The sequence below is a fragment of the Variovorax sp. P1_H2 genome (assembly GCF_056405295.1).
This window is the reverse complement of record NZ_JBFUCJ010000065.1, coordinates 1-25,703: the sequence shown is the minus strand read 5'-3', so window position 1 is coordinate 25,703 and position 25,703 is coordinate 1. Positions and strand designations below refer to the sequence as shown.

The following is a 25,703-nucleotide window of genomic DNA, read 5'->3' as shown; positions in this document are numbered from 1 at the left end:
CCTCCCATGAGTGTCATCTTCCACCCGCTTCGCGTGCGCGCCGTCGAGCCCGACACCGCCGAAGCCGTCATCGTCTCCTTCGACGTGCCGACCGACCTGCGCGAGGCCTTCGGCTTCACCCAGGGCCAGTACCTCACGCTGCGCAAGGACATCGACGGCCAGGACCTGCGCCGCTCCTATTCGATCTGCGCCGGCGTCGACGACGGCGAGCTGCGCGTCGGCGTGCGCAAGGTCAAGGGCGGCACCTTCTCGAACTGGATCAACGAGAAGCTGCAGCCGGGCGACACCATCAACGTGATGGCGCCGCAAGGCCGCTTCTTCGTGCCGATCGAGCCGAAGTCGAAGCGCCAGCACGTCGGCATCGTCGGCGGCAGCGGCATCACGCCGATCCTGTCGATCATGAAGACGGTGCTGGCGCGCGAGCCGCAGTCGGGCTTCACGCTGATCTACGGCAACCGCAAGCTGCAGTCGACGATGTTCAAGGAAGAACTCGAGGACCTCAAGAACCGCTACATGACGCGGCTGGTGCTGCACCACGTGTTCTCGGGCGAGCCGACCGATGCGCCGCTCAACATGGGCCGCATGGATCGCGCCAAGATCGGCGAGTTCCTGTCGAGCGTGGTGCCGGCCGGCACCATCGACCATGCCTACATCTGCGGCCCGTTCCAGATGAACGACGAGGCCGAGGCCGCGCTGCTGGAAGCCGGCGTGCCCGAGGAGCGCATCCACATCGAGCGCTTCGGCGTCGCGGCGCCCGAGGGCGCGCCGGTCGGCGCGGTGATCCACGAGGCCAGGCCGGGCGATGCCGAGGTGGCGAAGATCGTCATCGTGCGCGACGGCCTGCAGCGCGAGATCGAGTTCCGCAGGGACCAGCCGAGCATCCTCGACTGCGCCTCGGCGGCCGGCATGGAAGTGCCTTTCTCGTGCACCTCGGGGGTCTGCGGCACCTGCCGCGCCAAGCTGATCGAAGGCAAGGTCCGAATGGAGCGAAACTTCGCGCTCGACAAGAACGAGGTGGCGGCCGGATTCGTGCTGACCTGCCAGGCGCATCCGCTGACCGAGCGGGTGGTGCTCTCGTTCGACGAACGCTAGAACTATGAAACACCCCCGAAGCGCCTGCGGCGCCTCCCCCTCAAGGGGGCGATACCAGCGGCCCGGCAAAGCCGGTTCCGCGGTATCCCCGGCATTTGGCTGCGCCGTTTTCATGCGTCGCATGGTGGAGCACTGACATGGCCCGCGGACGCTCTGCCGGATACGACGACCAACGCGACATGATCCTCGCGCACGCGGCGCTGCTGTTCGCCAACCGCGGCTACTCGGCCACCTCGATGAACCAGGTGGCGGAGGCCTGCGGCTTCTCGAAGGCGCTGCTCTACCACTACTACCGCGACAAATACAGCCTGCTCGTGAGCATCGCGGAGAACCACGTCTCGCGCCTCGAAGACCTGGTGGCCGACGTCGAGCGGCAGGGCCTGGCGCCCGATGTCCGGCTGCGCGAGCTGATCCGCCGCTTCGTCGAGGAGTACGCCGGTGCCAAGCATGCGCACCGCGTGCTCACCGAAGACGTCAAGTTCCTCCAGGAAGAAGACCGCCAGCGCGTGCTCGACACCCAGCGCACGGTGGTCGCCGGCTTCGCGCGCGTGGTCGCCGAACTGCGGCCCGACCTGCAGCAGGCCGCGCTGGACAAGCCGCTGACCATGCTGCTGTTCGGCATGATCAACTGGATGTTCATCTGGATGCGTCCGGATGGCGAGCTCGACTACGAATCGATGGCGCCGGTGGTGGCCGACCTGTTCCTCGGCGGCCTGCCGGCGGTGCAGCGGCCCTTGCGCGTGACGGCCGTCGATGCCTGAAACCATCCACCACGCGGCCCGTTCACCCCTTATTCTCAACCCCTCGAAAAACCGGAGACAACCCGTATGAAGCTTCTGAAACCCCTCGCCTTCGCAGCCCTGCTGCTGGCCTCGGCGCTGGCCCAGGCCGACATCAATGTCGGCGTCACGGTGTCGGCCACCGGACCGGCCGCGTCGCTCGGCATTCCCGAGAAGAACACGATCGCGCTGATGCCCAAGACCATCGGCGGCCAGAAGATCAACTACATCTTGCTCGACGACGCCAGCGACACCACGGCCGCGGTCAACAACACGCGCAAGCTGGTCGCCGAGAACAAGGTCGACGTCATCCTCGGCTCGACCACCACGCCGAACTCGCTGGCGATGATCGACGTCGCTGCCGAGAGCCAGACGCCGATGATCTCGATGGCCGCCTCGGCCCGCATCATCGAGCCGATGGACGCCAAGAAGCGCTGGGTTTTCAAGACGCCGCAGAACGACATCATGATGTCGCTCGCGATCGCCGAGCACATGGCCGCCAACGGCGTCAAGACGGTCGGCTTCGTCGGCTTCTCCGATGCCTACGGCGAAGGCTGGTTCCAGGAGTTCAGCAAGGCCGCCGACCTGAAGAAGATCAAGATCGTCGCCAACGAGCGCTATTCGCGTACCGACACCTCGGTCACCGGCCAGACCCTCAAGCTGATGTCGGCCAAGCCCGATGCGGTGCTGGTCGCCGGCTCCGGTACGCCGGCCGCGCTGCCGCAGAAGAGCCTCAAGGAGCGCGGCTACGCGGGCAAGGTCTACCAGACCCACGGTGTCGCCAACGCCGATTTCCTGCGCGTCGGCGGCAAGGACGTCGAAGGCACCTTCCTGCCGGCCGGCCCGGTGCTGGTGGCGGAGCAGCTGCCGGCGGGCAATCCGGTGAAGAAGTCGGCGCTGGCCTATGTCGCCGCCTACGAGGCCGCCAACGGCAAGGGCACGGTGTCGACCTTCGGCGCCCACGCCTGGGACACCGGCCTGCTGATGGCCGCCGCGGTTCCGGTCGCGCTCAAGAAGGCGCAGCCCGGCACGCCCGAGTTCCGCGCCGCGCTGCGCGATGCGCTCGAGCAGGTCCAGGAACTGCCCGGTGCGCATGGCGTCTTCAACATGACCGCCAATGACCACCTGGGCCTGGACCAGCGCGCCCGCGTCATGGTGAAGATCGAGAACGGCGCCTGGAAGTACATCGCCCCGGCGAACTGAGCTCGCCCCCAGGTTGCCCGCACTTCGTGTCGGGCGCCCACCCCCTGCCGGGGGCAACACCAGCGGCCGGGCGTTGCCGGTTCCGCGGTGTTCCACCAACGGGCTTCGCTTCGCTGGCCTCTAGGTGTCGGATGTGTCGACGTCTAGCCTTTGGAAAGACTTCAATGGACTTGCAGATTGCCCTCTTGCTGGGGCAGGACGGCATCGTCAATGGCGCGGTCTACGGACTGATGGCCTTGGCCCTGGTGCTGGTGTTTTCCGTCACGCGCGTGATCTTCATCCCGCAGGGCGAGCTGGTGGCCTTCGGTGCGCTGTCGATGGCGGCCCTGACCGCCGGGCGCGTTCCGGCCACGCTTGGGCTGCTGGTCGCGCTGGCCGCGATGACGCTGGTGGTCGAGGCCTGGCGCTGGAAGCGCGGCGCCACGGTCGACTGGAAGTCGACGCTGGTGTGGACGCTGCTGTTCCCCGCGATCGCGGCCAGCCTGGTGCTGGGACTGCGCCCGAATTCGCTCGCGCTGCAGGCGCTGACCACGCTCTTCCTCATCACGCCGCTCGGCCCGCTGCTGTACCGGCTGGCCTACCGTCCGCTGGCCGACGCCACGGTGCTGATCCTGCTGATCGTCTCGGTCGCGCTGCATGGCGTGCTGGTCGGCCTCGGCCTCCTCTTCTTCGGCGCCGAGGGTTCGCGCACGCCGGCCTTCTCCGAGGCGCGCTTCGACCTCGGCGGCGTGCCGATCAGCGGCCAGTCGCTGGTGGTGGTGGGCGTCGCCTTCGTGCTGGTGCTGCTGATGTTCCTGTTCTTCGAGCGCTCGATCGTCGGCAAGGCGCTGCGCGCCACCGCGATGAACCGGGTCGGCGCGCGCCTGATGGGCATTCCGACCGACCTGTCGGGCGACCTGAGCTTCGCGCTCTCGGCGTTGATCGGCGCGGTCTCGGGCCTGTTGATCGCGCCGCTCACCACGGTCTACTACGACACCGGCTTCCTCATCGGCCTCAAGGGTTTCGTCGCCGCGATCGTCGGCGGGCTCGCCAGCTACCCGGTCGCGCTGGTCGGCGCCCTGCTGGTGGGCCAGCTCGAGGCCTTCTCGTCGTTCTGGGCCAGCGCCTTCAAGGAAGTGCTGGTGTTCACCTTGATCATTCCGGTGCTGTGGTGGCGATCGCTGCGCAGCCGTCACGTGGAGGACGAGGAATGACCCGCCGCCACCTCACCCTTCTGTGCATCGCCGCGCTGGCATTGGCCTGGCCCTGGCTGCCCGACTTCACCGTCACGGTGTTCAGCTACATCGCGCTCTATTCGCTGGTCGCGGCCGGGCTCGTGATGCTGACGGGCGTCGGCGGCATGACTTCCTTCGGACAGGCGGCCTTCGTCGCCGTCGGCGCCTACGCCACCGCCTGGGTCTGCACCTCGCCGATGGCCGCCGCGGCGCTCGGCCGCGTGGTCGCGCCTGCGCTGCTGCCCTGGGTCGGCCTGCTGTTCGGGCTGCTGCTGACCTTCGTCGTGGCCTGGTTCCTCGGCGCGATCACGCTCAAGCTCTCGGGCCACTATCTGCCCCTGTGCACGATCGCCTGGGGTCTGAGCCTGTACTTCCTGTTCGGCAACCTCGAGTTCCTCGGTGGCCAGACCGGCATCACCGGCGTGCCGGCGCTCACGATCGGCGGCCTTTCGCTGGCGTCGCCGCGCGCATTGGGCCCGCTGATCTGGGCGGTGCTGCTGTTCGCCCTGTGGGCGCTGCACAACCTGCTCGATTCGCGCGAAGGGCGTGCCGTGCGCGCGCTCAAGTCGGGCCGCGTGATGGCCGAGTCGATGGGCGTCGACACGGCGCGCTACCGGGTCAAGGTCTTCGTGCTCGCCGCGCTGCTGGCGGCCCTGTCGGGCTGGCTCTACGCGCACATGCAGCGCTTCGTGAACCCGACGCCGTTCAACATCAACATCGGCATCGAGTACCTGTTCATGGCGGTGGTCGGCGGCTCGGGCTACCTGTGGGGCGCGGTGCTCGGCGCGACGCTGATCACGCTGGTCAAGGAGCAGCTGCAGGACATCCTGCCGAAGCTGCTGGGCGCCAGCGGCAACTTCGAAGTGATCGTTTTCGGTCTCCTGATGCTGTTCGTGCTGCAGCGCTTCGCCGAGGGGCTCTGGCCGACGCTGGCCCGCGTGAGCGGCCGCTTCCTGAAGCCGGTACCGGTGAAGCCGGCGAAGGCCCTCGCGGCGCTGGACTCCCGCACGCTGCCGCCCGCCGGCGAGCTGCTGCTCGAGGCCGACCGCGTGACCAAGCGCTTCGGCGGCCTGGTCGCCAACAACGCGGTCGCGATGACGCTGAAGGCCGGCGAGGTGCATGCGCTGATCGGTCCGAACGGGGCCGGCAAGAGCACTTTCTTCAACATGATCTCGGGCGTCGACGATCCGACCGAGGGCGAGGTCCGCCTGCTGGGCGTTGCGATGACCGGCAAGCCCTCGCGCGACTTCGCGGCGCGCGGCCTGGGCCGCACCTTCCAGCACGTGCGGCTGCTCGGCAACCGCAGCGTGCTCGAGAACGTCGCGCTCGGCGCCCACCGGCGCGGGCACCGGGGCTGGATCGCCTCGATGCTGCGGCTCGACCGCGCCGAAGAGGCCGCGCTGCTGGCCGAGGCGCGCCGGCAGATCGAACGCTGCGGCCTCGGCGCCCATGCCGATGCGCCGGCCGCCTCGCTGGCGCTGGGCCAGCAACGGGTGGTCGAGATCGCGCGCGCATTGGCCGGCCAGCCGGCCGCGCTGCTGCTCGACGAGCCGGCCGCCGGCCTGCGCCATCTGGAGAAGCAGGCGCTGGCCGAGCTGCTGTCGCAGCTGCGTGCCGAGGGCCTGGGCATCCTGGTGGTCGAGCACGACATGGAATTCGTCATGAACCTGGCCGACCGCATCACGGTGCTGGAGTTCGGCGCCGTCATCGCCGAGGGCACGCCGGCCCAGGTGCAATCCAACCCCCGTGTGCTGGACGCCTACCTCGGCGGCAGCGACGAAGAACCGATCGCGGTGGCCGCATGAGCGCAGCGTCGGGCCGCTCCCAAGCAAGCTCGCACCGCAGTGCGAAGCACGGAGGTACTCCACAATGACGTCGCTTTTCGAACTACAGGATTTCAGTGTCGCCTACGGCGCCGTCGAGGCGGTGCACAAGGTCGCGCTGCAGGTGAACGAGGGCGAGATCGTCACCGTCATCGGCCCCAATGGGGCCGGCAAGACCACGCTGCTGTGCGCCGCGATGGGCCTGCTGCCGTCGAGCGGCCGCCTCACGCTGGCGGGCGAACGCATCGCCCGGCCCAGCGTCGAGGCGATGGTCGCGCGCGGCGTCGCGCTGGTGCCCGAGCGGCGCGAGCTGTTCGGCGAGATGCCGGTCGAGGACAACCTGCTGCTCGGCGGCTTCTACCGCTGGCGCACCGGCAGGCGCGACCAGAAGGAGCGCATGGAGGAGGTCTTCGCGATCTTCCCGCGCCTCAAGGAGCGCCGCGAACAACTCGCCAGCACGCTCTCCGGCGGCGAGCGCCAGATGCTCGCCATCGGCCGCGCGCTGATGGCGCGGCCGCGCCTGCTGATGCTCGACGAGCCCTCGCTCGGCCTCGCGCCGCTGATCGTGCGCGAGGTGCTGCACGTGGTGTCCTCGCTGCGCGCGCACGGCGTCTCGGTGCTGCTGGTCGAGCAGAACGCGCGCGCCGCGCTGCAGGTCGCCGACCGCGGCTATGTGCTGGAGACCGGCGCCGTCGCGCTGACCGGCCCGGCGCAGGCGCTGCTGCACGACCGCCGGATCATCGACACCTACCTCGGCCTCGGCAACAAGAACGCCGCAGTCGCCGCGGCCGCCTGACCCAACCCTTCGGGAGAACACCATGACCCAGATCCTTCAGAGCTTCATCGGCGGCCGCTGGCTCGGCGCGCAAGGCGCGCAAGAACTGCGCAGCGCCATCAATGGCCGCCCGGTGGCCAGCACCCATGCCGAGGCCATCGATTTCGGCGAAGCCCTGGCCCACGCGCGCACGGCCGGCCTGACGAACCTGCTGGCGATGGACTTCCAGCAGCGCGCCCAGCGCCTGCGCGCGCTCGCCAAGTACCTGGCCGAGCACAAGGAAGAGCTCTATGCGATCTCGGCCCACACCGGCGCCACGCGCGCCGACAGCTGGGTCGACATCGAGGGCGGCGCCGGCACGCTGGCGGCCTACGCCGGCATCGGCGGCAACGAGCTGCCCTCGGGCAACCTGGTGCACGAAGGCCCGGCGATGCCGCTGGGCAAGAAGGGCGGTTTCGCCGGCACCCACATCCTGGTGCCGCGCCGCGGTGTCGCGGTGCACATCAACGCCTTCAACTTCCCGGTCTGGGGCCTGCTCGAGAAGTGGGCGCCGAGCTTCCTCGCGGGCATGCCCTGCATCGGCAAGCCGGCCACCTCGACCAGCTACCTGACCGAGGCGCTGGTGCGTCTCATGCACCGCTCGGGCCTGCTGCCCGAGGGCAGCCTGCAGCTGGTCATCGGCAGCACCGGCGACTTGCTCGACCGGCTCGACGGCAACGACGTCGTGACCTTCACCGGTTCGGCCGACACCGCGGCCAAGCTGCGCGTGCATCCGAACATCGTGCGCCAGTCGATCCCGTTCAATGCCGAGGCCGACTCGCTCAACTGCGCGATCCTGGCGCCCGACGTCTCGCCGGACGACGAGGAGTTCGACCTGTTCGTCAAGGAAGTGGCGCGCGAGATGACGGTCAAGTCGGGCCAGAAGTGCACCGCGATCCGGCGTGCCATCGTGCCGCGCCAGCACATCGCCGCGGTGGCCGAGAAGCTGCGTGCGCGGCTCGCCAGGACCGTGGTCGGCGACCCGGCGCGCGAGGACGTGCGCATGGGCGCGCTGGCCTCGCACGCGCAGCAGGCCGACGTCGCCGAGCGCGTGCGCCTGCTGATGCAGGGTACCGAGCTGGTCTATGGCGAGCGCGACGGCTTTGCGCCGCAGGGCGAGGGCGTGGCCGAAGGCGCGTTCTTCTCGCCGACCCTGCTGCTGGCCCGCGACCCGCTCGGCAACGACGCGGTGCACGACATCGAGGCCTTCGGGCCGGTCAGTACGCTGATGGCCTACGACGGCCTCGACGAAGCGCTGGCGCTGGCCGCGCGCGGGCGCGGCAGCCTGGTCGGCACGCTGGTGACGAAAGACCCGGCCACCGCCGCCCGCGTGATCCCGATCGCCGCCGCGCACCACGGCCGCATGCTGGTGCTCGACCGCGAGGCCGCGGTCGAGTCGACCGGCCATGGCTCGCCGCTGCCTTTCCTCAAGCATGGCGGCCCGGGCCGCGCGGGCGGCGGCGAGGAGCTCGGCGGMCTGCGGGCGGTCAAGCACTACCTGCAGCGCGCGGCGCTGCAGGGTTCGCCGAGCATGATCGCGGCCGTCACCGGCGAGTACATGCGCGGCGCCAAGCTCAACGAATCCGAGCTGCACCCGTTCCGCAAGCACTTCGAGGACCTGGCCATCGGCGACTCGCTGCTGACCCACCGCCGCACCGTCGGCGAGGCCGACATCGTGGCTTTCGGCGGCATCTCGGGCGACTACTTCTACATGCACTTCGACGAGATCGCGGCCAAGGAAAGCCCGTTCGGCAAGCGCATCGCGCACGGCTACTTCGTGCTGTCGGCGGCGGCCGGGCTGTTCGTCTCGCCGGCGCCCGGACCGGTGCTGGCGAACTACGGCCTCGACACGCTGCGCTTCGTCAAGCCGGTCGGCATCGGCGACACGATCCGCGCCCGGCTCACCTGCAAGCGAAAGATCGACCGGCAGAAGAAGGATGCCAACGGCGTCGGCCAGGGCGTGGTCGCCTGGGATGTCGAGGTGACCAACCAGGACGGCGACCTGGTCGCGAGCTACGACATCCTGACCCTGGTGGCGAAGAAGGAGTGACTCCCCCCAGGTTGTCCCGCACTTCGTGTCGGGACGCCTCGAGTCGCTGCCAGAGGCAGCGGCCCTTCGGAGCCGTCCAAGCCTGCGCAGGCAGCCTTGGAGCCGCGGCTCCTCAGCCCCCTGCCGGGGGCAACACCAGCGGCCCGGCAAAGCCGGTTCCGCGGTGTTTCACCAACAGGCCGCCCTTCGCGCCGCATCCTGCCGCGCTCGGCCGCTTTCCTGCTGCGGCGGCGCGACCCGCACTAGGATGCGTGGCTGGAGGATATCCATGCCCGCAGGCTCCCGAGCGCGCGAAGCCCTGGCGCCGTACCACGGCAAGCGCGATTTCAAGAAGACGCCCGAACCCCGCGCCGGCGGCAAGCCGGCCCAGGGCGTGCTGTCCTTCGTCGTGCAGAAGCACCACGCGAGCCATCTGCACTACGACTTCCGGCTCGAGCTCGACGGCACGCTGAAGAGCTGGGCGGTGCCCAAGGGCCCCTGCCTGGACCCCACGGTCAAGCGCATGGCCGTGCAGGTGGAGGACCATCCGATCGCCTATGGCGGCTTCGAAGGCACCATTCCACCGAAGCAGTACGGTGCCGGGACCGTGATCGTCTGGGACCGCGGCGAGTGGGCGCCCGAGGGCGATGCGCGCCAGTCGCTGGCGCAGGGCAAGCTCAAGTTCGCACTGCGCGGCGACAAGCTGCGCGGCCGCTGGACCCTGGTGCGCATGCGCGGCGAGGGCGAGAAGCAGACGCCCTGGCTGCTGATCAAGGAAAGGGACGCCGAGGCGCGTCCGCTCTCGGACTACGACGTGGTCGAGGCCGAGCCCGACAGCGTGCTGAGCGGCCGCGGCGTCGATGACCCGGCACCGCGCGCGGCCCCTGCCGCGACGAAGAGCCCCGCGAAGCATGTGAGCCGCAAGGCCGCCTTGCCGGCTGCACTCGCGCCGCAGTTGGCGACCCKGGCCTCCGCACCGCCCGCCAGGCCCAAAGACTGGCTCTACGAACTCAAGTTCGACGGCTATCGCCTGCTGGCGCGCATCGATGGCGACAAGGTCCGGTGCATCACGCGCAATGGCCACGACTGGACCGCGAAGCTTCCCGCGCTCGCGAAGGCGCTGGCGAAGCTGAAGACCCGTTCGGCCTGGCTCGACGGCGAGATCGTGGTCGATGGCGACAACGGCGCGCCCGATTTCCAGCTGCTGCAGAACGCCTTCGACAGCCGGGCCACATCGAAGATCGTCTACTGGCTGTTCGACGTGCCCTTCCTCGATGGCCTCGACCTGCGCGCACTGCCGGTCGAAGCGCGCCGCGATCGGCTGGCGCGGCTGCTCGGCAGCCGGCCGCCGGCCCGGCTGCGGCTCAGCGAGGCCTTCGACGCATCGCCGCGTGACCTGCTCGCCGCATCGGCGAAGCTGGGCTTCGAGGGCATCGTCGGCAAGCGCAGGGGCTCGGGCTATGTCTCGCGCCGCTCGCCCGACTGGATCAAGCTCAAGAACCAGCACCGGCAGGAGTTCGTGATCGGCGGCTACACGGCGCCGAAGGGTTCGCGGTCGGGCTTCGGCTCGCTGCTGCTCGGCGTCCACGATGACGCGGGCAAGCTCATTTACTGCGGCAACGTCGGTACCGGCTTCGACGAGCGCCGGCTGGCCGACATCAAGGCCCGGCTCGACCCGCAGGCCAGCGGCAAGTGCCCGTTCGACGCTAGGCCCGCCGGTGTCAAGGCGCAGTGGGTCAAGCCGGTGCTGGTGTGCGAGGTGTCCTTCGGCGATTGGACGCGCGAGGGCCGGATTCGCCACGCGGTGTTCCAGGGCCTGCGCAGCGACAAGCCGGCGGCCCAGATCCGGCGCGAGCGCGCCCAGCCACCCGATCCCGCCCCCGCCGGCGGCGGCCATGCACGAGGAGCGACGAAGTCCATGGACCTGCGAATCACCCACGCCGAGCGCATGATCGACACGAAGAGCGGCATCACCAAGGGCGAGCTGGTGGCCTTCTACGAGCAGGTGGCGGACCTCATGCTGCCGCACCTCAAGGGCCGGCCGGTGGCGCTGGTCCGTGCGCCGGAGGGCGTCGGTGGCGAGCTCTTCTTCCAGAAGCATGCGCAGCACGGCGAGATGCCGGGCGTGAAGCTGCTCGACCCTTCGCTCGACCCCGGCCACGATCCGCTGCTGCAGATCGACACCGTGCGCGGCCTGTTGTCGGCGGCGCAGATGAACGTGATCGAGCTGCACACCTGGAACGCGAGCTCGAAGGCGATCGCCACGCCCGACCGCATGACCTTCGACCTCGACCCGGGGGAGGGCGTGCCCTGGGTGCGGATGCAGGAGGCGGCGCTGCTGGTCCAGACCTTGCTCACCGAGCTCGGGCTGCCGGCCTTCCTGAAGACCAGCGGCGGCAAGGGCCTGCATGTGCTGGTGCCGATCCAGCGGCACTACGGATGGGATGCGGTGAAGGGGTTCTCGCAAGCCGTGGTGCAGCACCTGGCCAGCACCATCCCGGACCGCTTCGTCGCCAAGAGCGGTCCGCGCAATCGTGTCGGCAAGATCTTTGTCGACTACCTGCGCAACGGCTTCGGCGCCACGACGGTCAGCGCCTGGTCGGCGCGCTCGCGCCCGGGGCTCGGCGTGTCGGTGCCGCTGGCCTGGGACGAACTGCCGGCGCTGACCAGCGCTTCGCAATGGACCGTGCGGAACATCGCCGATCGGCTGGCGGTCGGCAACGGGCCGTGGGAGGGGATGGAGAAGCGAGGCAAGGCGCTCGGGCCGGCGATGAAGATGCTGGGTTGCGTGCCGCCCTGAATCGCTGCCGGGCAGGGGCAGAATGCGTGCACCTTCCCCATCGAGCGAGAAGCATCGAATGACCGCCGACACCCCTCTCCTTGTCAGCCAGATCGTGGTGCGAGCCTGCCTGTTCCTGGTGGCGGCCATCGCCTTGTTCGGGGGCACCGTCCAGATGGTCCTCGGGCAACCGGACACCAACCCGCGGCTGGACAACGTCCATCGCTTCATGGCGGGTGTGTACTTCTCGATGGGCCTGATCTGCCTGTGGGCTGCGATCACCATCCGGCAGCAGGGCTTTCTCGTCTACCTGATCGCCCTGGGCGTGCTGCTGGCGGGCTTCGGCCGCCTGGTGTCCATCGCCAAGGTCGGCTTGCCCAAGCCCCGGGGGGTCTGGCTTGCCTACCTCATTCCCGAACTGGTGCTTCCGTTCGTGATCGCAGGGGCGCACTTCGCCGGCGCTTGAACGCCGCAATGAACAGGCCTGCGGCCGCGGCGGCGCTCAGGCGGTGACCCCGAACACCTCGTCGGTCGTCACCTCGAAGCGCTCCAGCGTGCTGGCGCCGAACACCATCGTGATCGGCACGTCGGCCGCATCGCGCCCGCGCGCGATCACCACCCGGCCGATGCGCGGCGTGTTGTGCCGGGCGTCGAAGGTGTGCCAGCGGTCGCCGAGGTAGACCTCGAACCAGGCGCTGAAGTCCATCGGATACGGCACCGGTGGAATACCGATGTCGCCGAGGTAGCCCGTGACATAGCGCGCCGGAATGTTCATGCAGCGGCACAGCGTGATCGCCAGCTGCGTGAAGTCGCGGCACACGCCGACGCGCTCGCGGAAGGCCTCCAGCGCAGTGCGCGTGGCGCGTGCGCATTGGTAGTCGAAGCGCAGGTGCCGGTGCACGAAGTCGCAGATCGCCTGCACGCGCTGCCAGCCTTGCGGCACACCGCCGAACTGCGCCCAGGCGAACTGCAGCAATTCGCTGTCGACCTCGCAGTAGCGGCTCGGCAGCAGGAACTGGAGCGTCTCCACCGGCAGATCCGCGGGCGCATGCTCGATCGCCCCGTAGCTGACCGGGTCCGGCCAGCCGGTATCGAACACCACGGCCTCGTTGCGCAGGCGCACCCGGCTCACACCCAGGGGAACGGCCACACGGGCGCAGTGGTTGTTGAAGCTGTCGGTGTAGTGGTCGGTGCGCAGGGGCGGACTGATCGTGAGGTTCTCGCTGCCCTGCAGGTCGGCTGCACGCGAAGGATGCAGCTGAAGCATGTAGATGAGCGCGGTCGGCGCGCTGACCCCGAGCTCGATGTCGAAACCGATTTTGATGAGCATGGTGCGCTGACCTTGGGGTGGGGAATGCAGCTAAAGCAGGTTTGATGCCGACTTTCGCGGTCCATCGTAAGGAAGCACATCGTCGCACCTTGTGGGCAGGGGCGCGCGATACCGCGTAGGCCGTGGCGCGAACGCGTCGGTGCGGTCCTACCGCGCACCCCTCGCCGCGCCGACAGGCGAGAGCGTGCAGCCACTACGGCCCGCACGCAGAAGCCAGCCTAAGCTAAGCGAGAGCGCGCAGGCCGTGCGTGCCGTGCGTGCCGTGCACCGCTTCTCTTGAACCCCGAGGAAACCCAGATGAGCTCACAGACCAAGGCCGCCGCTGGCCGTCGCCCGAAGCCGAGCGATGGCAGCCAGGCCAAGCAGGTGCAGCTGGCGGGGTTCACCAGCGACAACGCGGCCCGGCTCACCACCAACCAGGGTCTGCAGATCCCCGACAACCACAACTCGCTGAAGGCGGGGGAGCGCGGGCCGACCCTGCTCGAAGACTTCGTCTTGCGCGAAAAGATCACGCATTTCGACCACGAGCGCATCCCGGAGCGCGTGGTCCACGCCCGCGGTTCGGCCGCGCATGGCTATTTCGAGGTCTACAAGTCGATGTCGCAGTTCACGGCGGCCGAGTTCCTGCGGGACCCGGCCGTGAAGACGCCTGTTTTCGTGCGCTTTTCGACCGTGGCGGGTTCGCGCGGTTCCGCCGACACGGTGCGCGACGTGCGCGGCTTCGCGGTCAAGTTCTATACGCCGCAGGGCAACTACGACCTGGTGGGCAACAACATCCCGGTCTTCTTCATCCAGGATGCGATGAAGTTTCCCGACCTGATCCATGCCGTCAAGCCCGAGCCGCACCACGAGATGCCGCAGGCGGCGAGCGCGCACGACACCTTCTGGGACTTTGCCTCGCTGATGCCCGAGACCACCCACATGCTGATGTGGGCGATGTCGGACCGCGCCATTCCGCGCAGCCTGCGCATGATGGAGGGCTTCGGCGTCCACACCTTCCGCTTCATCAATGCGCGTGGCGAGAGCCATTTCGTCAAGTTCCACTGGAAGCCAAAGCTCGGCGTCCACGGGCTGGCCTGGGACGAGGCGCAGAAGATCGCCGGCAAGGACGCCGACTTTCACCGCCGCGACCTGTGGGAGGCCATCGAGAACGGCGACTTCCCCGAGTGGGAGCTCGGCGTGCAGCTGATTGCGCAGGACAAGGAGCATGCCTTCGGCTTCGATCTGCTCGATCCGACCAAGCTCATTCCGGAAGAAATGGTGCCGGTCCAGCGCATCGGCCGCATGGTGCTCAACCGCAATCCCGACAACTTCTTCGCCGAGACCGAGCAGGTGGCCTTTCATCCGGGCCACGTGGTGCCGGGCATCGACTTCACGAACGACCCGCTGCTGCAGGGCCGCCTGTTCTCCTACACCGACACGCAGATCTCGCGCCTGGGCGGCGCCAACTTCCACGAGCTGCCGATCAACAAGGGCGTGTGCCCGTTCCACAACTTCCAGCGCGACGGCATGCACCGGCAGACCATCGGGCGCGGCCAGGTGGCCTACGAGCCGAATTCGCTCGGCGACGGCAAGGAGTTCAGGGTCGACGGCGCAAGCGCCGGCTTCCAGTCCTTTGCGGAGGCGCTCGAGCCGCCGAAGCTGCGCCGGCGCAGTCCGTCCTTCGACGACCACTTCACGCAGGCGCGGCTGTTCTTCAACAGCCAGAGTGCACCCGAGAAGGAGCACATCATCGCGGCCTTCCGCTTCGAGCTGTCGAAGGTCGAAGTGCCGGCGGTGCGCCAGCGCATGGTCGACAACCTGGCGCACGTCGACGAGAAGCTGGCGCGGCGCGTGGCCGAAGTGCTGGGCATCAGGGCGCCCGACCCCAAGGCGGCGGCAGGGCGTGCCGGCTTCCGCGAGCATCGCTTCACGCTGCCGATCGATGAGTCGCCGGCGCTCAGCATGGCCGGCACCGGGGGGGGATCGGTCAAGACGCGCAAGGTCGCGATCCTGGTGGAGGACGGCATCGACTCGGCCTCGCTCAAGGCGATCCGCGAGGGCATCGAGCAGGCCGGGGCCCGGTGCAAGGTCATCGGTCCGCGGCTCGGCACCATCGCCAGCGCCTCGAAGCGGCAGATCGAGGTCGACGCCACCTTCGTCAACATGCCCTCGGTGATGTTCGATGCGGTCCTGGTGCCGGCCGGTGCCGAGGGCGTCAAGGCCCTGGCCCAGAACGGCGACGCGGTGCACTTCGTGCGCGAGGCCTACAAGCACTGCAAGGCGATCTGCACCGTGGGAGAAGGCGTGCAGCTGCTGGCCTCGCTGGGCGTCGGCGCCGATCCGAAGAGCGCTCCGGCCGGCGTCGTGGTGGCGGCGACGCCGGTCACCAATCTCGGCGATACCACGGCGGCGCTGCGGGTGGCGCAGGACTTCGTGGCGGCGATCGCGAAGCACCGGCATTGGGACCGGGCCAGGCTCGATGCCGTGCCGGCCTGAGTCCGCTTGACAGTGGATGGCGCCGCCCCCAAGGCGTAGCCCGCGCCGGCGCACGGCCCTCAGGCGGATACTGCACCGCGGAGGGTCGACAGCAGGGCTCGCAGCTTGGCCGGCGCCACCGGCTTGGTGAGCAGCATCACACCGCCCTTGCGCAGCCGCTGCAGCACCTCGGGCCCGGTGGCCCCGGACACCAGCACAGGCAGCGCGTCCGGCTGAAGCCGGCGCACCGCCGCGATGACTTCCATGCCGTCTTCGTCGTGCGCCAGCTGCAGGTCGCACAGCACCACGTCGAAGTGCGCGCCTACCGCCCCGAGCCGTGCCAGGGCCCCGGCGCGGGTGGAGGCGGATTCGACCTGGCAGCCCCATTGCTCGAGCAATATGCGGCTGCCGTCGAGGATGGCCGGGTTGTCGTCGACGATCAGGCAGTGCAGGCCGGCCAGCGCTGCGGAGGCCGGGGGTTCCGGTGCCATGGTCATCACTTCGCGCGGGCTCGCCAGCGGCAACTCGATCGCGAAGGTGCTGCCGGCCTGCAGCGCGGAGCGCAGCGTGATGCGGGTGCCGAGCAAGGCGGCGATGCGTGAGCAGATCGCGAGGCCGAGGCCGAAGCCCTGCCGGCGGTCGCGCTCGGTGTTCGAGACCTGGTAGAACTCCTCGAAGATGCGCGCCTGGTGGATCGGCGCGATGCCGGTGCCGTTGTCGCGCACCTCGATCCGCACCGCGCCGCCGCGGCGCCTCGCCGTCACCAGCACCGTGCCCTCGGGCGGCGTGTGGCGCACCGCATTGCTGACCAGGTTGCCGACGATCCGCAGCAGCAGCGCGGCGTCGCTGCGCACCGCCAGGCCGCGGTCGCGCCACAGCAGCCGCACTCTGGCGGCGACCGCAGACGAGGCGTGCTGGGCCTCGAGCTGGTCGAACAGCGTGGCAAGCGACACGCCGGCGATCGCCGGCGTCAGCACCTGGGCGTCGAGCCGCGAGATCTCCAGCAGGTCGTCGAGCAGCACGCCCATGAAATCGGTTGCCTCCTGCAGGCGCAGCACGGCGGGGCGCTGCACGCTCGAGGCGGTGGGCAGCAGGCCGTCGATGAACAGGCCCATCGCGTGCAGCGGCTGCCGCAGATCGTGGCTCGCGGCCGCGAGGAAGCGGGCCCGCGACAGCGCCGCCTGTTCGGCCTCGGCCATGCGCTGCAAGGCGACCGCAGTGGCCTCGCGCACCCGCTCCTCGCTCAGCTGCCGGTTGCGCTGGAGCCGCACGGCCAGGCGGTTGATGTCGTGCGCCAGGTTGGCGAACTCGTGCTGGGCGCGTCGGGCGCGTTCGGCCGGATCGCGCTCGACCTCGTCCTCGGCGACCACGTTGCAGCGGGCGTCGAATCGACCCGCCTCCAGCGCCGCCACCGTGCGCGAGATGCGGCGCAGCGGCTGGGCGATGGCGCGCGCCGTGTGGCGCACCCAGGCCCAGGCGGCCAGCAGCGCGATCATCGCGATGCCGATGCCGGCCATCAGCGAACGGGTGCGTTCGCGGTCGTAGGCGGTGGTGTCGCGGAAGGTCTGCACCAGACCGATCGGCGTCTCGCCGGCCACCGTCGAACCGGCCGGTGCGAAGGCGCTGGCGCGCGAGGCTTCGCGCAGCGTGACCGGGGCCGTGAACATGCGCAACTGCGCCAGCGGTGCGGTCTTCGGGCCGGCCGTGACATAGACGCCGGCGCTGTTGCTGATCTCGACCCGGGTCACCTGGCCGCCGCGCAGCGCCGCATTGGCGACGTTCTGCAGCGCCGGCAGGTCGCCGGCGAAGAGGCTCAGGTCGGACATCGCGGCCACCTGGCGCGCCACCGCTTCGCCCTCGGCATCGAAGGCAGCCTCCAGGGTGCTCAGGCGGCTGTGGGTGAACCAGCCGGTGAGCGCCAGCGCGACCGCCACGCACGGCAGCACGCCGAGCCGGAACAGGTCGCGCTGCAGGCTGGCGCCGACCACCAGTGCGCGCCTCTCCGGCGCCGGCGGTTCGCTCGGGCGGGCGATGGCGGCAGGGGCGTGAAGGCGGTGGCTGGGGGCGCTCATTTCAGTGGTCCATGGCGCCACGCGCCTTTCGCGACGGATGAAACGCAGTTGAACTCCGGGGGTGTTTCATCGGACACCGCTGACCCGTGCGGTCAGCTCGCGTTCTTCGGGCAGGCGCAGGCCGAGGCCGCGCGCCACGGTGGCGTTGACGCGCACCGTGGCGGGCGTCGCGGCCTCGATCCGCACGCTGGCGGAGCCGTTGGCCGCGGCCAGCTTGAGGCCGAGCCCGCGCGCCTGGCGGGCGAGCTGGCTCGGGGTCGACACCGCGGCGGCCAGGCCGCCGGAACGCACCAGGCCGTCGCTGGTGCCGAACACCGGCAGGCCGGCGCTGGCGCCGGCGCGCAGCACCGCCAGCGTGGCGGCCTGGCTGTCGCCGATCTTGTCGGGCAGCACCAGCAGCGCGTCGCTGCGCGACACCAGCAGCCGCAGCACTGCGGCCAGCGACTTGGCATCCGGCGCGTATTCGACCTGCAGGTCCCAGCCTTGGGCGGCGCGGTGCAGCTCGCTGACGATCGGCTCCGACTCGACCGTGGCGACGATCCCGAGGCGGCGCTTGCTCGGCATCACCGCATCGATCAGCGCCAGCTGGTCGGCCATTGCCGGCTCGCGCAGCAGCACGCCGATCTGGCGCTCCGGGCGCCGCAGGGCGGCCGCGCCCTTGAGGCTTTCGTAGTCGAGCCGGCTCAGCATCGCGAGCACCAGCGGATCCTGGCCCGGCCGCTCGATCGCCGTGCGTGAGGCGCTCAGTCCGACGGCCAGCGTGATGCCCGTCGGCGCGGTGCTCGCCGCGGCGTCCTCGACCGTGCTTTCGCCGGTTTCCAGACGCACGACCGTGAAGGGGCTGCCGGCGTCCTGGGTGTCGCGCAGCTGGCGGACGAATTCGGTATGGGCGGCCGTTGCTTCGGCCATCAGCACCGTGAGCCCGACCGCCTGCGCGCCGCTGCAAAGCCAGGCTGCGCAGGCGATGAACAGGAGGTCGCGCTGCCTTCGCAGCAGCGTGGGGAGACGGTTCGCAAGCATGGACTGCATTCGCGGAGGGTGAGGGATCCAATGTATGGAGGCGGCTGTTTGGGCGCGATAAGGCAGAGGGCTTATGCCCTGCTGCGGCCTGCCGCGTTGCGGGGCGGCAGGTGGGAATTTCGCGGCCTGTCGGTCTATGCCGGACGACGTACAGGCGTTCAGGCCGCGGTCGCGAGGGCGCTTTGCACCGTGGCCAGCTGGGCTTGTATCGCCTGGCGCAGCACCCGCGGCGACACCGGCTTGTAGAGCACCGCGACACCGGCGCCGGCAACTTCGCGCAGGCGGTCGGGCTTGGTCTCGCCGGTCACCAGCAGACGCGCGGTCGACGGCCCGATGCCGCGCGGATGGCGCTCCAGCGCGGCGAGCACGTCGAGGCCGTTGTCGCCGCCCTGCAGCAGCAGGTCGCTCACCACGACGTCGGGCGGGCGGACCCAGGCGTCGGCCAGCGCCAGGGCCTCGGCGCGGCTCTGGGCGGCCATCACCCGCGCGCCCCAGTTCGTCAGCACGACCTGCAAGCCCTCGAGGATGGTGCGTTCGTCGTCGATCACCAGCACCATGACGTCGGCCAGGCTGCGGTCCTCCTCGGCCGGCATGCCGGCCGGCTGCACGGGCGATGGCGCCGGCACCGGCGGGGGCTCCACCGCCCGCACCGGAACGCGCACGCAGGTGCCCTTGTTCGGCCGCGAAATGAGTTCGACCCGGGTGTTCAGCAGGGCCGCGAGCCGTTGCACGGTCGCCAGGCCCAGGCCCATGCCGCGCGCCTCGCGGCTGCCTTGCCCTCCCTGCGGCTCGACCTGGTAGAACTCCTCGAAGACCCGCGGCTGGTGATGGGGCGCGATGCCGATGCCGGTGTCCCAGACGTCGATGCGGATCGACTTGCCGCGCCGCCGCGCACCGACCAATATGCCGCCCTCGGTGGTGTGGCGCAGCGAGTTCGACACCAGGTTGTTGAGGATGCGCGACAGCATCACGTAGTCGCAGCGGACCCAGGCATCGGTCTTGCGCACCACCAGCCGAAGGTTCTTCTGCTCCGCCACGGCGCGGAAATTGCGACTGATCTCGTCGAACAGGGTGTCGAGCGCGAAATCGGTCCAGTGCGGCTGCAGCACGCCGGCGTCCAGCTGCGAGAGGTTCAGCAGCTCCGAGAACAGCCGGTCCAGCGACTCGACGCACTCGCGGATATGGCCGATGCGCTGCAGCCGCACCGGATCGGTCTCGCCCTTGGCCAGCCCGTCCGAAAACAGGGTCAGCGCGTGCAGCGGCTGCCGCAGGTCGTGGCTGGCGGCGGCCAGCAGCCGCGTCTTGGCCTGGCTGGCGACCTCGAGCTGCTTGTTCTTGCTGGCCAGTTCGGCGGTCGCATGCAAGATGCGGCTCTCGAGCTGGTTGCGGCTGTCGAGCAGGGCGCGTGCCGCCAGGTTGAAGCCGTGCTGCAGCCGCCGCACCTCGGCCGTGCCCTCGACCTCCACCTGTGCGTCCTCGCCGGCGCCCAACCGGTCGACCGCCTCGCCGAGCGCCTGGATCGGCGCACTGATGCGCCGCGCCGCCCACCAGCCCGCCAGCCCGACCCCGAGCAGGCTGGCGCCGAGCACCAGCACGACTTTGAACCAGACCGCCCGCTTGGCGCTCGTCACCGCGTCGAGGCTCATCTCGACCATCACCTTGCCGTTGTGCTTGCCGTCCTCGCCGGTGATCGGCGCGACCACCTGCAGGCCTTCCCCGCGCTGCCGGTCCACGGTTTCCGAATTGGCGACGATTTCCCCCTCTTCCGACCAGATCTGGACCTGCTGCACGTGCGGCTGGTAGCTGCCCGACTGCGCCGTGCGCTGCAGGGCCCGGCGGTCCAGGTGCTGCATCTGCGACTGCGCCACGGTCGCGACCTGCAGCGCCACGGTCTGGGCATTGGCGCGCATCAGTTCGGTCAGGTTCTCCAGGTGCTGGCGCGTCAGCACCGCAATCGCGCCCAGGGTCGCGACGGTGGCGGGCAGCAGCGCCAGCAGGACGAGCTGCTGCGCCAGCGTCAGGCCCGCCAGCAGGCGAAGGGCGCGGAACGACCAGCTCATCGAGGAGCGGAGGTGGCTGTGGCGATCAGCCATCGGACGGTCCGCAAATGCGCATGGAATGAGGAAAATGACACGTTTAACGCTTAAGTTGGTTTCTAATTGTGTTGTAGGCGGCACCACTTTGACCAGCTCGTTCTGGGCCGCGGTCCGGCCGATGTGTTCCAGAAAGATGCAGCTTCCCGTCCCTTGCGCCTTCCGCGCCTTCCCTGTCCCCGAGGCCACCCGACCGGATCGGGTCGGCGCCGGGGTGCTGCGCGTGCGGGCCTGGCTGCTGCGCGCGGGGCTCGCCGTCCTGCTCGGGTGGCAGCTCGGGGTGGCGGCGCAGACCGTCGGCGGCACCGAGACCTCCGGTCCCATGCGTTTCGGGATCCTGCCCCTGGGGGGGGCCTTCGAGTCGCGCAACGACTGGGAGCCGCTGCTGGCGGACCTGCAGCGCGCCATCGGTCGTCCGGTCACGATGCTGTCGGTGACCTCGTACGAGGCCCTGGAGCAGGCGATCCAGCGCAACCAGGTCGACATGGCCTTCCTGTCCGGCAAGATGGCGCTCGATGCCGTGACGCTGCGTCGCATGAAGGTGTTGGCGCAGGTCACCCGCCATGACGGGCTGCCCGGCTACCGCGCGCTGCTGCTGGCGCGCAAGTCAGGCCCCCGCAGCACCCTCAAGAGCCTGCTGGCCGAGCCCGAGAACTGGCGCCTGGCGCGCGGCGAAAGCCGTTCGGTGTCGGGCTTCATCGTGCCCCAGTTGCAGCTCTTCCTGCCGAACCACATCGCGATGGAGACCCGCTTTCGCAGCGAGCTGGTCGGCACCCACCAGGTGACCGCGCTCGCGGTGGCCAACGGCGAGGCCGATGTCGCCACCAACAACACGGCCGACTTCGAGCGCTTCCGGCAGCAGTTCCCGTCCGAGGCCGATCGCCTGCAGGTGATCTGGGAGTCGGAGCTGATCCCGCACGCGCAGATCGTCATCCGGCGCGACTACGGTCCCGAGTTCGAGAAGAAGGTGCAGGCCTTCCTGGTCGAGTACGCCCGCGGCAAGGGCCCGCGCGGCGACGGCGAGCGGGCGGTGCTGAAGTCGCTGCATGACCTGGCCGGCTTCGTCGCGGCCGACAACAGCTCGCTGCTGCCGGCCGCCAAGCTGGCCTACCAGTTGGCACGGCAGAGCGCCATGACGTCGCAGTGGGTCAACGAGGCGGCGCGCCAGGCGCGGCTTCAGCGCATCGAGTCCACCTATGCCGAACAGGTGGCGGCGCTGCGCGCGGCGGCGCCGTGACCGCATGCTGAGATCGCGGATGCTCGCCATCGCGCGTCTGGCGCTGGCGGCCGCGCTGGCTTGGCATGCGATGGCCGGGGCCGAGGGCGTCCTGCCGTCGCCGGCGGACGAGCTGCGATTCGGCGTGCTGCCGATCGGCGGCGTGGTCGAGTCGCGCGAGAACTGGACACCGCTGCTGGCCGACATGAGCCGCGCGATCGGCCGGCCCGTGACGGTGCATTCGGCCGTCAGCTACGAATCCCTGGGCGAGGCCATCCGGCAGCGCCAGGTCGATCTGAGCCTCCTGTCGGCCCAGCTCGCGCTCGACGCCGTCGTCCAGCGGCGCATGAACGTCCTGGCCCAGGTGCGGCGGCACCCCGGCACGCCCGACCACCGGGCCGTGCTGCTGGTGCGCAAGAGCGGTCCGCGCAACACGCTGCAGGACCTGCTTGCCCATCCCGAGCAATGGCGCCTGGCGCGCGGCGACAGCCGGTCGGTGTCGGGCTTCATCCTGCCGCAGGTCCAGTTGTTCCTGCCGAACCGGATCGTGATGGAGACCCGCTTCAAGAGCGAGATCGTCGGCACCCACCAGGCCACGGCGCTGGCGGTGGCCAATGGCGATGCCGACGTGGCGACCAACAACACCACCGATTTCGAGCGCTTCCGCGAGCAGTTCCCGGTCGAGGCCGAGCGCCTGCAGGTGATCTGGCGGTCGGAGCCGACGCCACCGGCGCAGTTCGTGGTGCGCGCCGACCTTCCGCCGGAACTGCAGAAGAAGCTGCGCGGCTTCCTGGCCGGCTACGGGCGCGGCCAGGGACCGCGTGCCGAGGCCCAGCGCGAGGTGCTGAAGGGGCTGCGCGCCTCCCTGGGCTATGTCGCGGCCGACAACAGGGCGCTGCTGCCGGCCGCCACGCTGCAATACCAGCTCGCGAAGCAGAGCGCACTCAATGCGCAATGGGTCAGCGAGGCGGCGCGCCAGGCCCGGCTGCAGCGCATCGAGAGCGCCCATGCGGAGCAGATCGCGGCGTTGCGCGGCGACTGAGGGGGCCCCTTGGCCCGGCAACCCGCAGGCCTTCGCGACCCAGGAAATAGTGTGAACAGGCCCTAAGGGACCTGCGGCTGCTCCAGCAGCCAGTCCGGCGGCGTATAGATGTCGGCGAACCGGACCCGCCCGATCGAATAGTGGATCTCGGTGCCCGGCGGCACGCCGATTGTCGGCAGTGCGGACTGCAGCAGCGCCCGCCCGGCGGCGATATCCGAGACGTCGATGTCGACCCGGGTGAAGGCAACCCGGCGTCGACCGCGGGGCGTCGCTTCGCCCAGCGAGTCGCCCCAGCCGAGTACCGAGCCGATGCCGCGGCCGCGCAGCGCCTCATCGATGCGTTCCTCGCGCTGGTGCCAGCGGTCGTCCACGTCCTCGACCACCGGGATCTTGACGACCATGAAGTCGCGGCGCCCGTAGCCGGCGTTGTCGGAGGCGGAATCGGTCGGGAGTGCCATGGCGGCCATTTTCCGGCATGCGCTGGCCGGCTTGCGTCGCGGCGTCCGATCCCGTACGCTGGGCCGACGCGCCCAGGCGCCGAGGAGACAGCCCATGCCAAGCCGATCGAACGGCCAGACGGCCGAAATGGAAGCGGTGCGAACCCTGGCGCTCGTCGGCGCCTCCGCCGCCGGCAAGACCTCCCTCGCCGAGGCCCTGCTGCACGAGGCCGGTGCCATCGGCGCCCGCGGCAGCGTCGAGCGCGGCACCACCGTGAGCGACCACGACCCCCTCGAGCGCCGCATGCAGCATTCGCTCAATGCCTCGGTGATGCACCTGATGCATGCCGGCACGCGGGTGCACTTCATCGACACGCCGGGCGGGGCCGACTTCCTCGGCCAGAGCCTGCCTCCGCTGGAGGCCGTGGAGACTGCGGCGGTGGTCGTCAACGCCGCCACCGGCATCGAGCCGATGACGCTGCGGATGATGGCCTATGCCGCCGAGCGGCATCTGTCGCGGATGGTCATCGTCAACAAGATCGACACCCAGGGCGTCGACTTGGCCAGCCTGCTGGCGCGGATCCAGGCCGCCTTCGGGCGCGAATGCCTGCCGCTGAACCTGCCGGCCGCCGGCGGCACGCAGGTCATCGACTGCTTCTTCAATCGCGAGGGGCAGTCCGACATCGGCAGCGTCGAGGACGCGCACCGGGCCCTGGTCGAGCAGGTGGTCGAGGTCGACGCGGCCTTCGTCGACCGCTACCTGTCCGAGGGCGACGTCGATGCCGCCGAGCTGCATGCACCGCTCGAGCAGGCCCTGCGCGAAGGCCACCTGATCCCGGTCTGCTTCGTCTCGGCCCGCAGCGGCGCCGGCCTTTCGGAACTGCTCGACGTGGTCGTCAGGCTGCTGCCCGATCCGACCGAGGCCAACCCGCCCGCTTTCCTGCTTGGCGAGGGCGCGGCCGCGCAGCCGATGCAGGCCCTGCCCGACCCCTCGCTGCATGTGCTGGCGCATGTCTTCAAGGTCACGGTCGATCCCTACGTGGGCAAGCTCGGGATCTTCCGCGTCCACCAGGGCACGGTCACGCGCGACAGCCAGCTCTACGTCGGCGATGGCCGCAAGCCCTTCAAGGTCGGCCACCTGTTCATGCTCCAGGGCAAGGACCACGTCGAGGTGTCGCGGGCGCTGCCGGGCGACATCGTGGCGGTGGCCAAGGTCGAGGAGATCCACTACGACGCCGTGCTGCACGACGCCGCCGAGGACGACCACGTGCACCTGGCGCCACTGGCCTTCCCGGTGCCGGTGCATGGCCTGGCGGTCGAGCCCAAGCGCCACGGCGACGAGCAGCGGGCCTGGGAGATCCTCGGCAAGCTGGTTGCCGAGGACCCCTGCCTGCGCGTCGAGCATGTGGTGGCCACCAACGAGACCATCATCTACGGCCTTGGCGAGCTGCACCTGCGCGTGATGCTCGAGCGCTTGCGCGAGGTCTACCGCTTCGACGTCGACACCCGGCCGCCGCGCATCGCCTACCGCGAGACCGTGACTGCCCCGGCCGAGGGCCACCACCGCCACAAGAAGCAGACCGGCGGCGCCGGCCAGTTCGGCGAGGTCTTCCTGCGCATCGAGCCGCTGGCGCGCGGCGGCGGCTTCGAGTTCGCCGACGAGGTCAAGGGCGGGGCGATCCCGGGCCAGTTCATCCCGGCGGTCGAGAAGGGCGTGCGCGAAGTGCTGCTCTCGGGCGCCATCGCCGGCTATCCGGTGGTCGATATCCGCGTGGTGGTGCACGACGGCAAGCACCACAGCGTCGACAGCAAGGACATCGCCTTCGCGACCGCCGGGCGCAAGGCCTTCATGGCCGCGATCCGGGCGGCGCGGCCGATCGTGCTGGAGCCGATCGTGCAGATCGAGATCGCCGCGCCCGACCATGCGATCGGCGACGTCACCGGCGACCTGTCCTCGCGCCGCGGGCTGGTCACGGGCACCGCGAATGGCGGTGCCGGCACGGTGCTGGTCCGCGGCCAGGTGCCGATGTCGGAGCTGGCCAGCTACCAGTCGCGGCTGAACGCCATGACCAGCGGCCAGGGCCGCTACACCATCGCGCTGTCGCACTACGAGGCGGTGCCGCCCGCCACCCAGCAGACGCTCATGGGGCAGTACCGGGTGCGCGACGATGAATGATGAAGCCCCCACGCTCCCCCACTGCGTGTGGGTCGCTGCCCCCCGAGGGGGTCGCAGGCCGCCTTGGGGCGGCCCGGCGCCGGCCTGACTGAGCCCCCACGCTCCCCCACTGCGTGTGGGTCGCTGC

At 70.0% G+C, this 25,703-nt stretch carries 18 protein-coding genes; 13 read left to right on the top strand and 5 right to left on the bottom strand.

What is annotated here, in order from left to right:
- Positions 1 to 6 precede the first annotated feature (6 nt).
- From paaE to AC1D2E_RS20995, 9 genes are all read left to right on the top strand, one after another.
- Positions 7 to 1,092 (top strand): 1,2-phenylacetyl-CoA epoxidase subunit PaaE, encoded by a 1,086-nt coding sequence (paaE, locus tag AC1D2E_RS21035; protein WP_478199196.1) that lies wholly within the window; start codon positions 7 to 9, stop codon positions 1,090 to 1,092.
- A gap of 137 nt (positions 1,093 to 1,229) precedes the next feature.
- Positions 1,230 to 1,853 (top strand): TetR/AcrR family transcriptional regulator, encoded by a 624-nt coding sequence (locus AC1D2E_RS21030; protein ID WP_478199195.1) that lies wholly within the window; start codon positions 1,230 to 1,232, stop codon positions 1,851 to 1,853.
- 66 nt (positions 1,854 to 1,919) lie between these two features.
- Positions 1,920 to 3,074, top strand: coding sequence for an ABC transporter substrate-binding protein (locus AC1D2E_RS21025; RefSeq protein ID WP_478199194.1), 1,155 nt, complete (start codon positions 1,920 to 1,922; stop codon positions 3,072 to 3,074).
- A gap of 164 nt (positions 3,075 to 3,238) precedes the next feature.
- Positions 3,239 to 4,267, top strand: a complete 1,029-nt coding sequence (locus AC1D2E_RS21020; RefSeq protein ID WP_478199193.1) for a branched-chain amino acid ABC transporter permease — start codon at positions 3,239 to 3,241, stop codon at positions 4,265 to 4,267.
- Positions 4,264 to 6,093, top strand: a complete 1,830-nt coding sequence (locus AC1D2E_RS21015) for a branched-chain amino acid ABC transporter ATP-binding protein/permease (protein WP_478199192.1) — start codon at positions 4,264 to 4,266, stop codon at positions 6,091 to 6,093. Before AC1D2E_RS21020 ends, AC1D2E_RS21015 begins: the two co-directional genes overlap by 4 nt.
- 64 nt (positions 6,094 to 6,157) lie before the next feature.
- Positions 6,158 to 6,907, top strand: a complete 750-nt coding sequence (locus AC1D2E_RS21010) for an ABC transporter ATP-binding protein (protein ID WP_478199191.1) — start codon at positions 6,158 to 6,160, stop codon at positions 6,905 to 6,907.
- Between the two features lie 22 nt (positions 6,908 to 6,929).
- Positions 6,930 to 8,975 (top strand): phenylacetic acid degradation bifunctional protein PaaZ, encoded by a 2,046-nt coding sequence (gene paaZ / locus AC1D2E_RS21005; protein WP_478199190.1) that lies wholly within the window; start codon positions 6,930 to 6,932, stop codon positions 8,973 to 8,975.
- A gap of 268 nt (positions 8,976 to 9,243) precedes the next feature.
- Positions 9,244 to 11,754 (top strand): DNA ligase D, encoded by a 2,511-nt coding sequence (ligD, locus tag AC1D2E_RS21000; protein ID WP_478199189.1) that lies wholly within the window; start codon positions 9,244 to 9,246, stop codon positions 11,752 to 11,754.
- A 58-nt stretch (positions 11,755 to 11,812) separates the two neighbouring features.
- Complete coding sequence (locus AC1D2E_RS20995) at positions 11,813 to 12,199, top strand: DUF4345 family protein (RefSeq protein ID WP_478199188.1); 387 nt, start codon at positions 11,813 to 11,815, stop codon at positions 12,197 to 12,199.
- 36 nt (positions 12,200 to 12,235) lie between these two features.
- Here the strand turns inward: AC1D2E_RS20995 and AC1D2E_RS20990 are convergent, their stop codons facing one another.
- On the bottom strand, positions 12,236 to 13,063 hold the full coding sequence (locus AC1D2E_RS20990) for a transglutaminase-like domain-containing protein (protein WP_478199187.1): 828 nt from the start codon (positions 13,061 to 13,063) through the stop codon (positions 12,236 to 12,238).
- Positions 13,064 to 13,360: 297 nt separating this feature from the next.
- On the opposite strand from AC1D2E_RS20990, the gene katE reads away from it, so the two are divergent.
- The gene (katE, locus tag AC1D2E_RS20985; protein WP_478199186.1) at positions 13,361 to 15,541 is read left to right on the top strand and encodes a catalase HPII; all 2,181 of its coding nucleotides are present in this window, start codon (positions 13,361 to 13,363) and stop codon (positions 15,539 to 15,541) included.
- Positions 15,542 to 15,600: 59 nt separating this feature from the next.
- Here katE and AC1D2E_RS20980 read toward each other — a convergent pair whose 3' ends face one another.
- From AC1D2E_RS20980 to AC1D2E_RS20970, 3 genes are all read right to left on the bottom strand, one after another.
- Complete coding sequence (locus tag AC1D2E_RS20980) at positions 15,601 to 17,592, bottom strand: sensor histidine kinase (protein WP_478199185.1); 1,992 nt, start codon at positions 17,590 to 17,592, stop codon at positions 15,601 to 15,603.
- A 66-nt stretch (positions 17,593 to 17,658) separates the two neighbouring features.
- Entirely contained in the window at positions 17,659 to 18,621 is a 963-nt protein-coding gene (locus AC1D2E_RS20975) for an ABC transporter substrate-binding protein (protein WP_478199184.1), read from the bottom strand.
- A 149-nt stretch (positions 18,622 to 18,770) separates the two neighbouring features.
- A complete protein-coding gene (locus tag AC1D2E_RS20970) occupies positions 18,771 to 20,705 on the bottom strand; it encodes an ATP-binding response regulator (protein WP_478199183.1) in 1,935 nt (644 codons plus the stop codon).
- A gap of 136 nt (positions 20,706 to 20,841) precedes the next feature.
- Here AC1D2E_RS20970 and phnD point away from each other — a divergent pair, with 136 nt between their 5' ends.
- A complete protein-coding gene (phnD, locus tag AC1D2E_RS20965; RefSeq protein ID WP_478199182.1) occupies positions 20,842 to 21,942 on the top strand; it encodes a phosphate/phosphite/phosphonate ABC transporter substrate-binding protein in 1,101 nt (366 codons plus the stop codon).
- 19 nt (positions 21,943 to 21,961) lie between these two features.
- Positions 21,962 to 22,963 carry a phosphate/phosphite/phosphonate ABC transporter substrate-binding protein gene (locus tag AC1D2E_RS20960; RefSeq protein ID WP_478199181.1) on the top strand — a complete coding sequence of 334 codons (1,002 nt, stop codon included), beginning with the start codon at positions 21,962 to 21,964 and terminating at the stop codon, positions 22,961 to 22,963.
- Positions 22,964 to 23,025: 62 nt separating this feature from the next.
- On the opposite strand, the gene AC1D2E_RS20955 is transcribed toward AC1D2E_RS20960, so the two are convergent.
- Positions 23,026 to 23,421: a hypothetical protein gene (locus tag AC1D2E_RS20955; protein ID WP_478199180.1), complete on the bottom strand. Its 396-nt coding sequence runs from the start codon at positions 23,419 to 23,421 to the stop codon at positions 23,026 to 23,028.
- Positions 23,422 to 23,515: 94 nt separating this feature from the next.
- Here AC1D2E_RS20955 and fusA point away from each other — a divergent pair, with 94 nt between their 5' ends.
- Positions 23,516 to 25,576: an elongation factor G gene (fusA, locus tag AC1D2E_RS20950; RefSeq protein WP_478199179.1), complete on the top strand. Its 2,061-nt coding sequence runs from the start codon at positions 23,516 to 23,518 to the stop codon at positions 25,574 to 25,576.
- The last annotated feature ends 127 nt before the right edge of the window (positions 25,577 to 25,703 follow it).

Coding starts and splice junctions, on each gene's coding strand:
- fusA (WP_478199179.1), top strand. CDS start 23,516: ATGCCAAGCCGATCGAACGGCCAGACGGCCGAAATGGAAGCGGTGCGA.
- AC1D2E_RS20995 (WP_478199188.1), top strand. CDS start 11,813: ATGACCGCCGACACCCCTCTCCTTGTCAGCCAGATCGTGGTGCGAGCC.
- AC1D2E_RS21020 (WP_478199193.1), top strand. CDS start 3,239: ATGGACTTGCAGATTGCCCTCTTGCTGGGGCAGGACGGCATCGTCAAT.
- AC1D2E_RS21025 (WP_478199194.1), top strand. CDS start 1,920: ATGAAGCTTCTGAAACCCCTCGCCTTCGCAGCCCTGCTGCTGGCCTCG.
- AC1D2E_RS21015 (WP_478199192.1), top strand. CDS start 4,264: ATGACCCGCCGCCACCTCACCCTTCTGTGCATCGCCGCGCTGGCATTG.
- AC1D2E_RS20955 (WP_478199180.1), bottom strand. CDS start 23,421: ATGGCACTCCCGACCGATTCCGCCTCCGACAACGCCGGCTACGGGCGC.
- katE (WP_478199186.1), top strand. CDS start 13,361: ATGAGCTCACAGACCAAGGCCGCCGCTGGCCGTCGCCCGAAGCCGAGC.
- AC1D2E_RS20970 (WP_478199183.1), bottom strand. CDS start 20,705: ATGGCTGATCGCCACAGCCACCTCCGCTCCTCGATGAGCTGGTCGTTC.
- AC1D2E_RS20975 (WP_478199184.1), bottom strand. CDS start 18,621: ATGCAGTCCATGCTTGCGAACCGTCTCCCCACGCTGCTGCGAAGGCAG.
- AC1D2E_RS20960 (WP_478199181.1), top strand. CDS start 21,962: ATGCTCGCCATCGCGCGTCTGGCGCTGGCGGCCGCGCTGGCTTGGCAT.
- AC1D2E_RS20990 (WP_478199187.1), bottom strand. CDS start 13,063: ATGCTCATCAAAATCGGTTTCGACATCGAGCTCGGGGTCAGCGCGCCG.
- AC1D2E_RS21010 (WP_478199191.1), top strand. CDS start 6,158: ATGACGTCGCTTTTCGAACTACAGGATTTCAGTGTCGCCTACGGCGCC.
- paaE (WP_478199196.1), top strand. CDS start 7: ATGAGTGTCATCTTCCACCCGCTTCGCGTGCGCGCCGTCGAGCCCGAC.
- AC1D2E_RS20980 (WP_478199185.1), bottom strand. CDS start 17,592: ATGAGCGCCCCCAGCCACCGCCTTCACGCCCCTGCCGCCATCGCCCGC.
- AC1D2E_RS21030 (WP_478199195.1), top strand. CDS start 1,230: ATGGCCCGCGGACGCTCTGCCGGATACGACGACCAACGCGACATGATC.
- phnD (WP_478199182.1), top strand. CDS start 20,842: ATGCAGCTTCCCGTCCCTTGCGCCTTCCGCGCCTTCCCTGTCCCCGAG.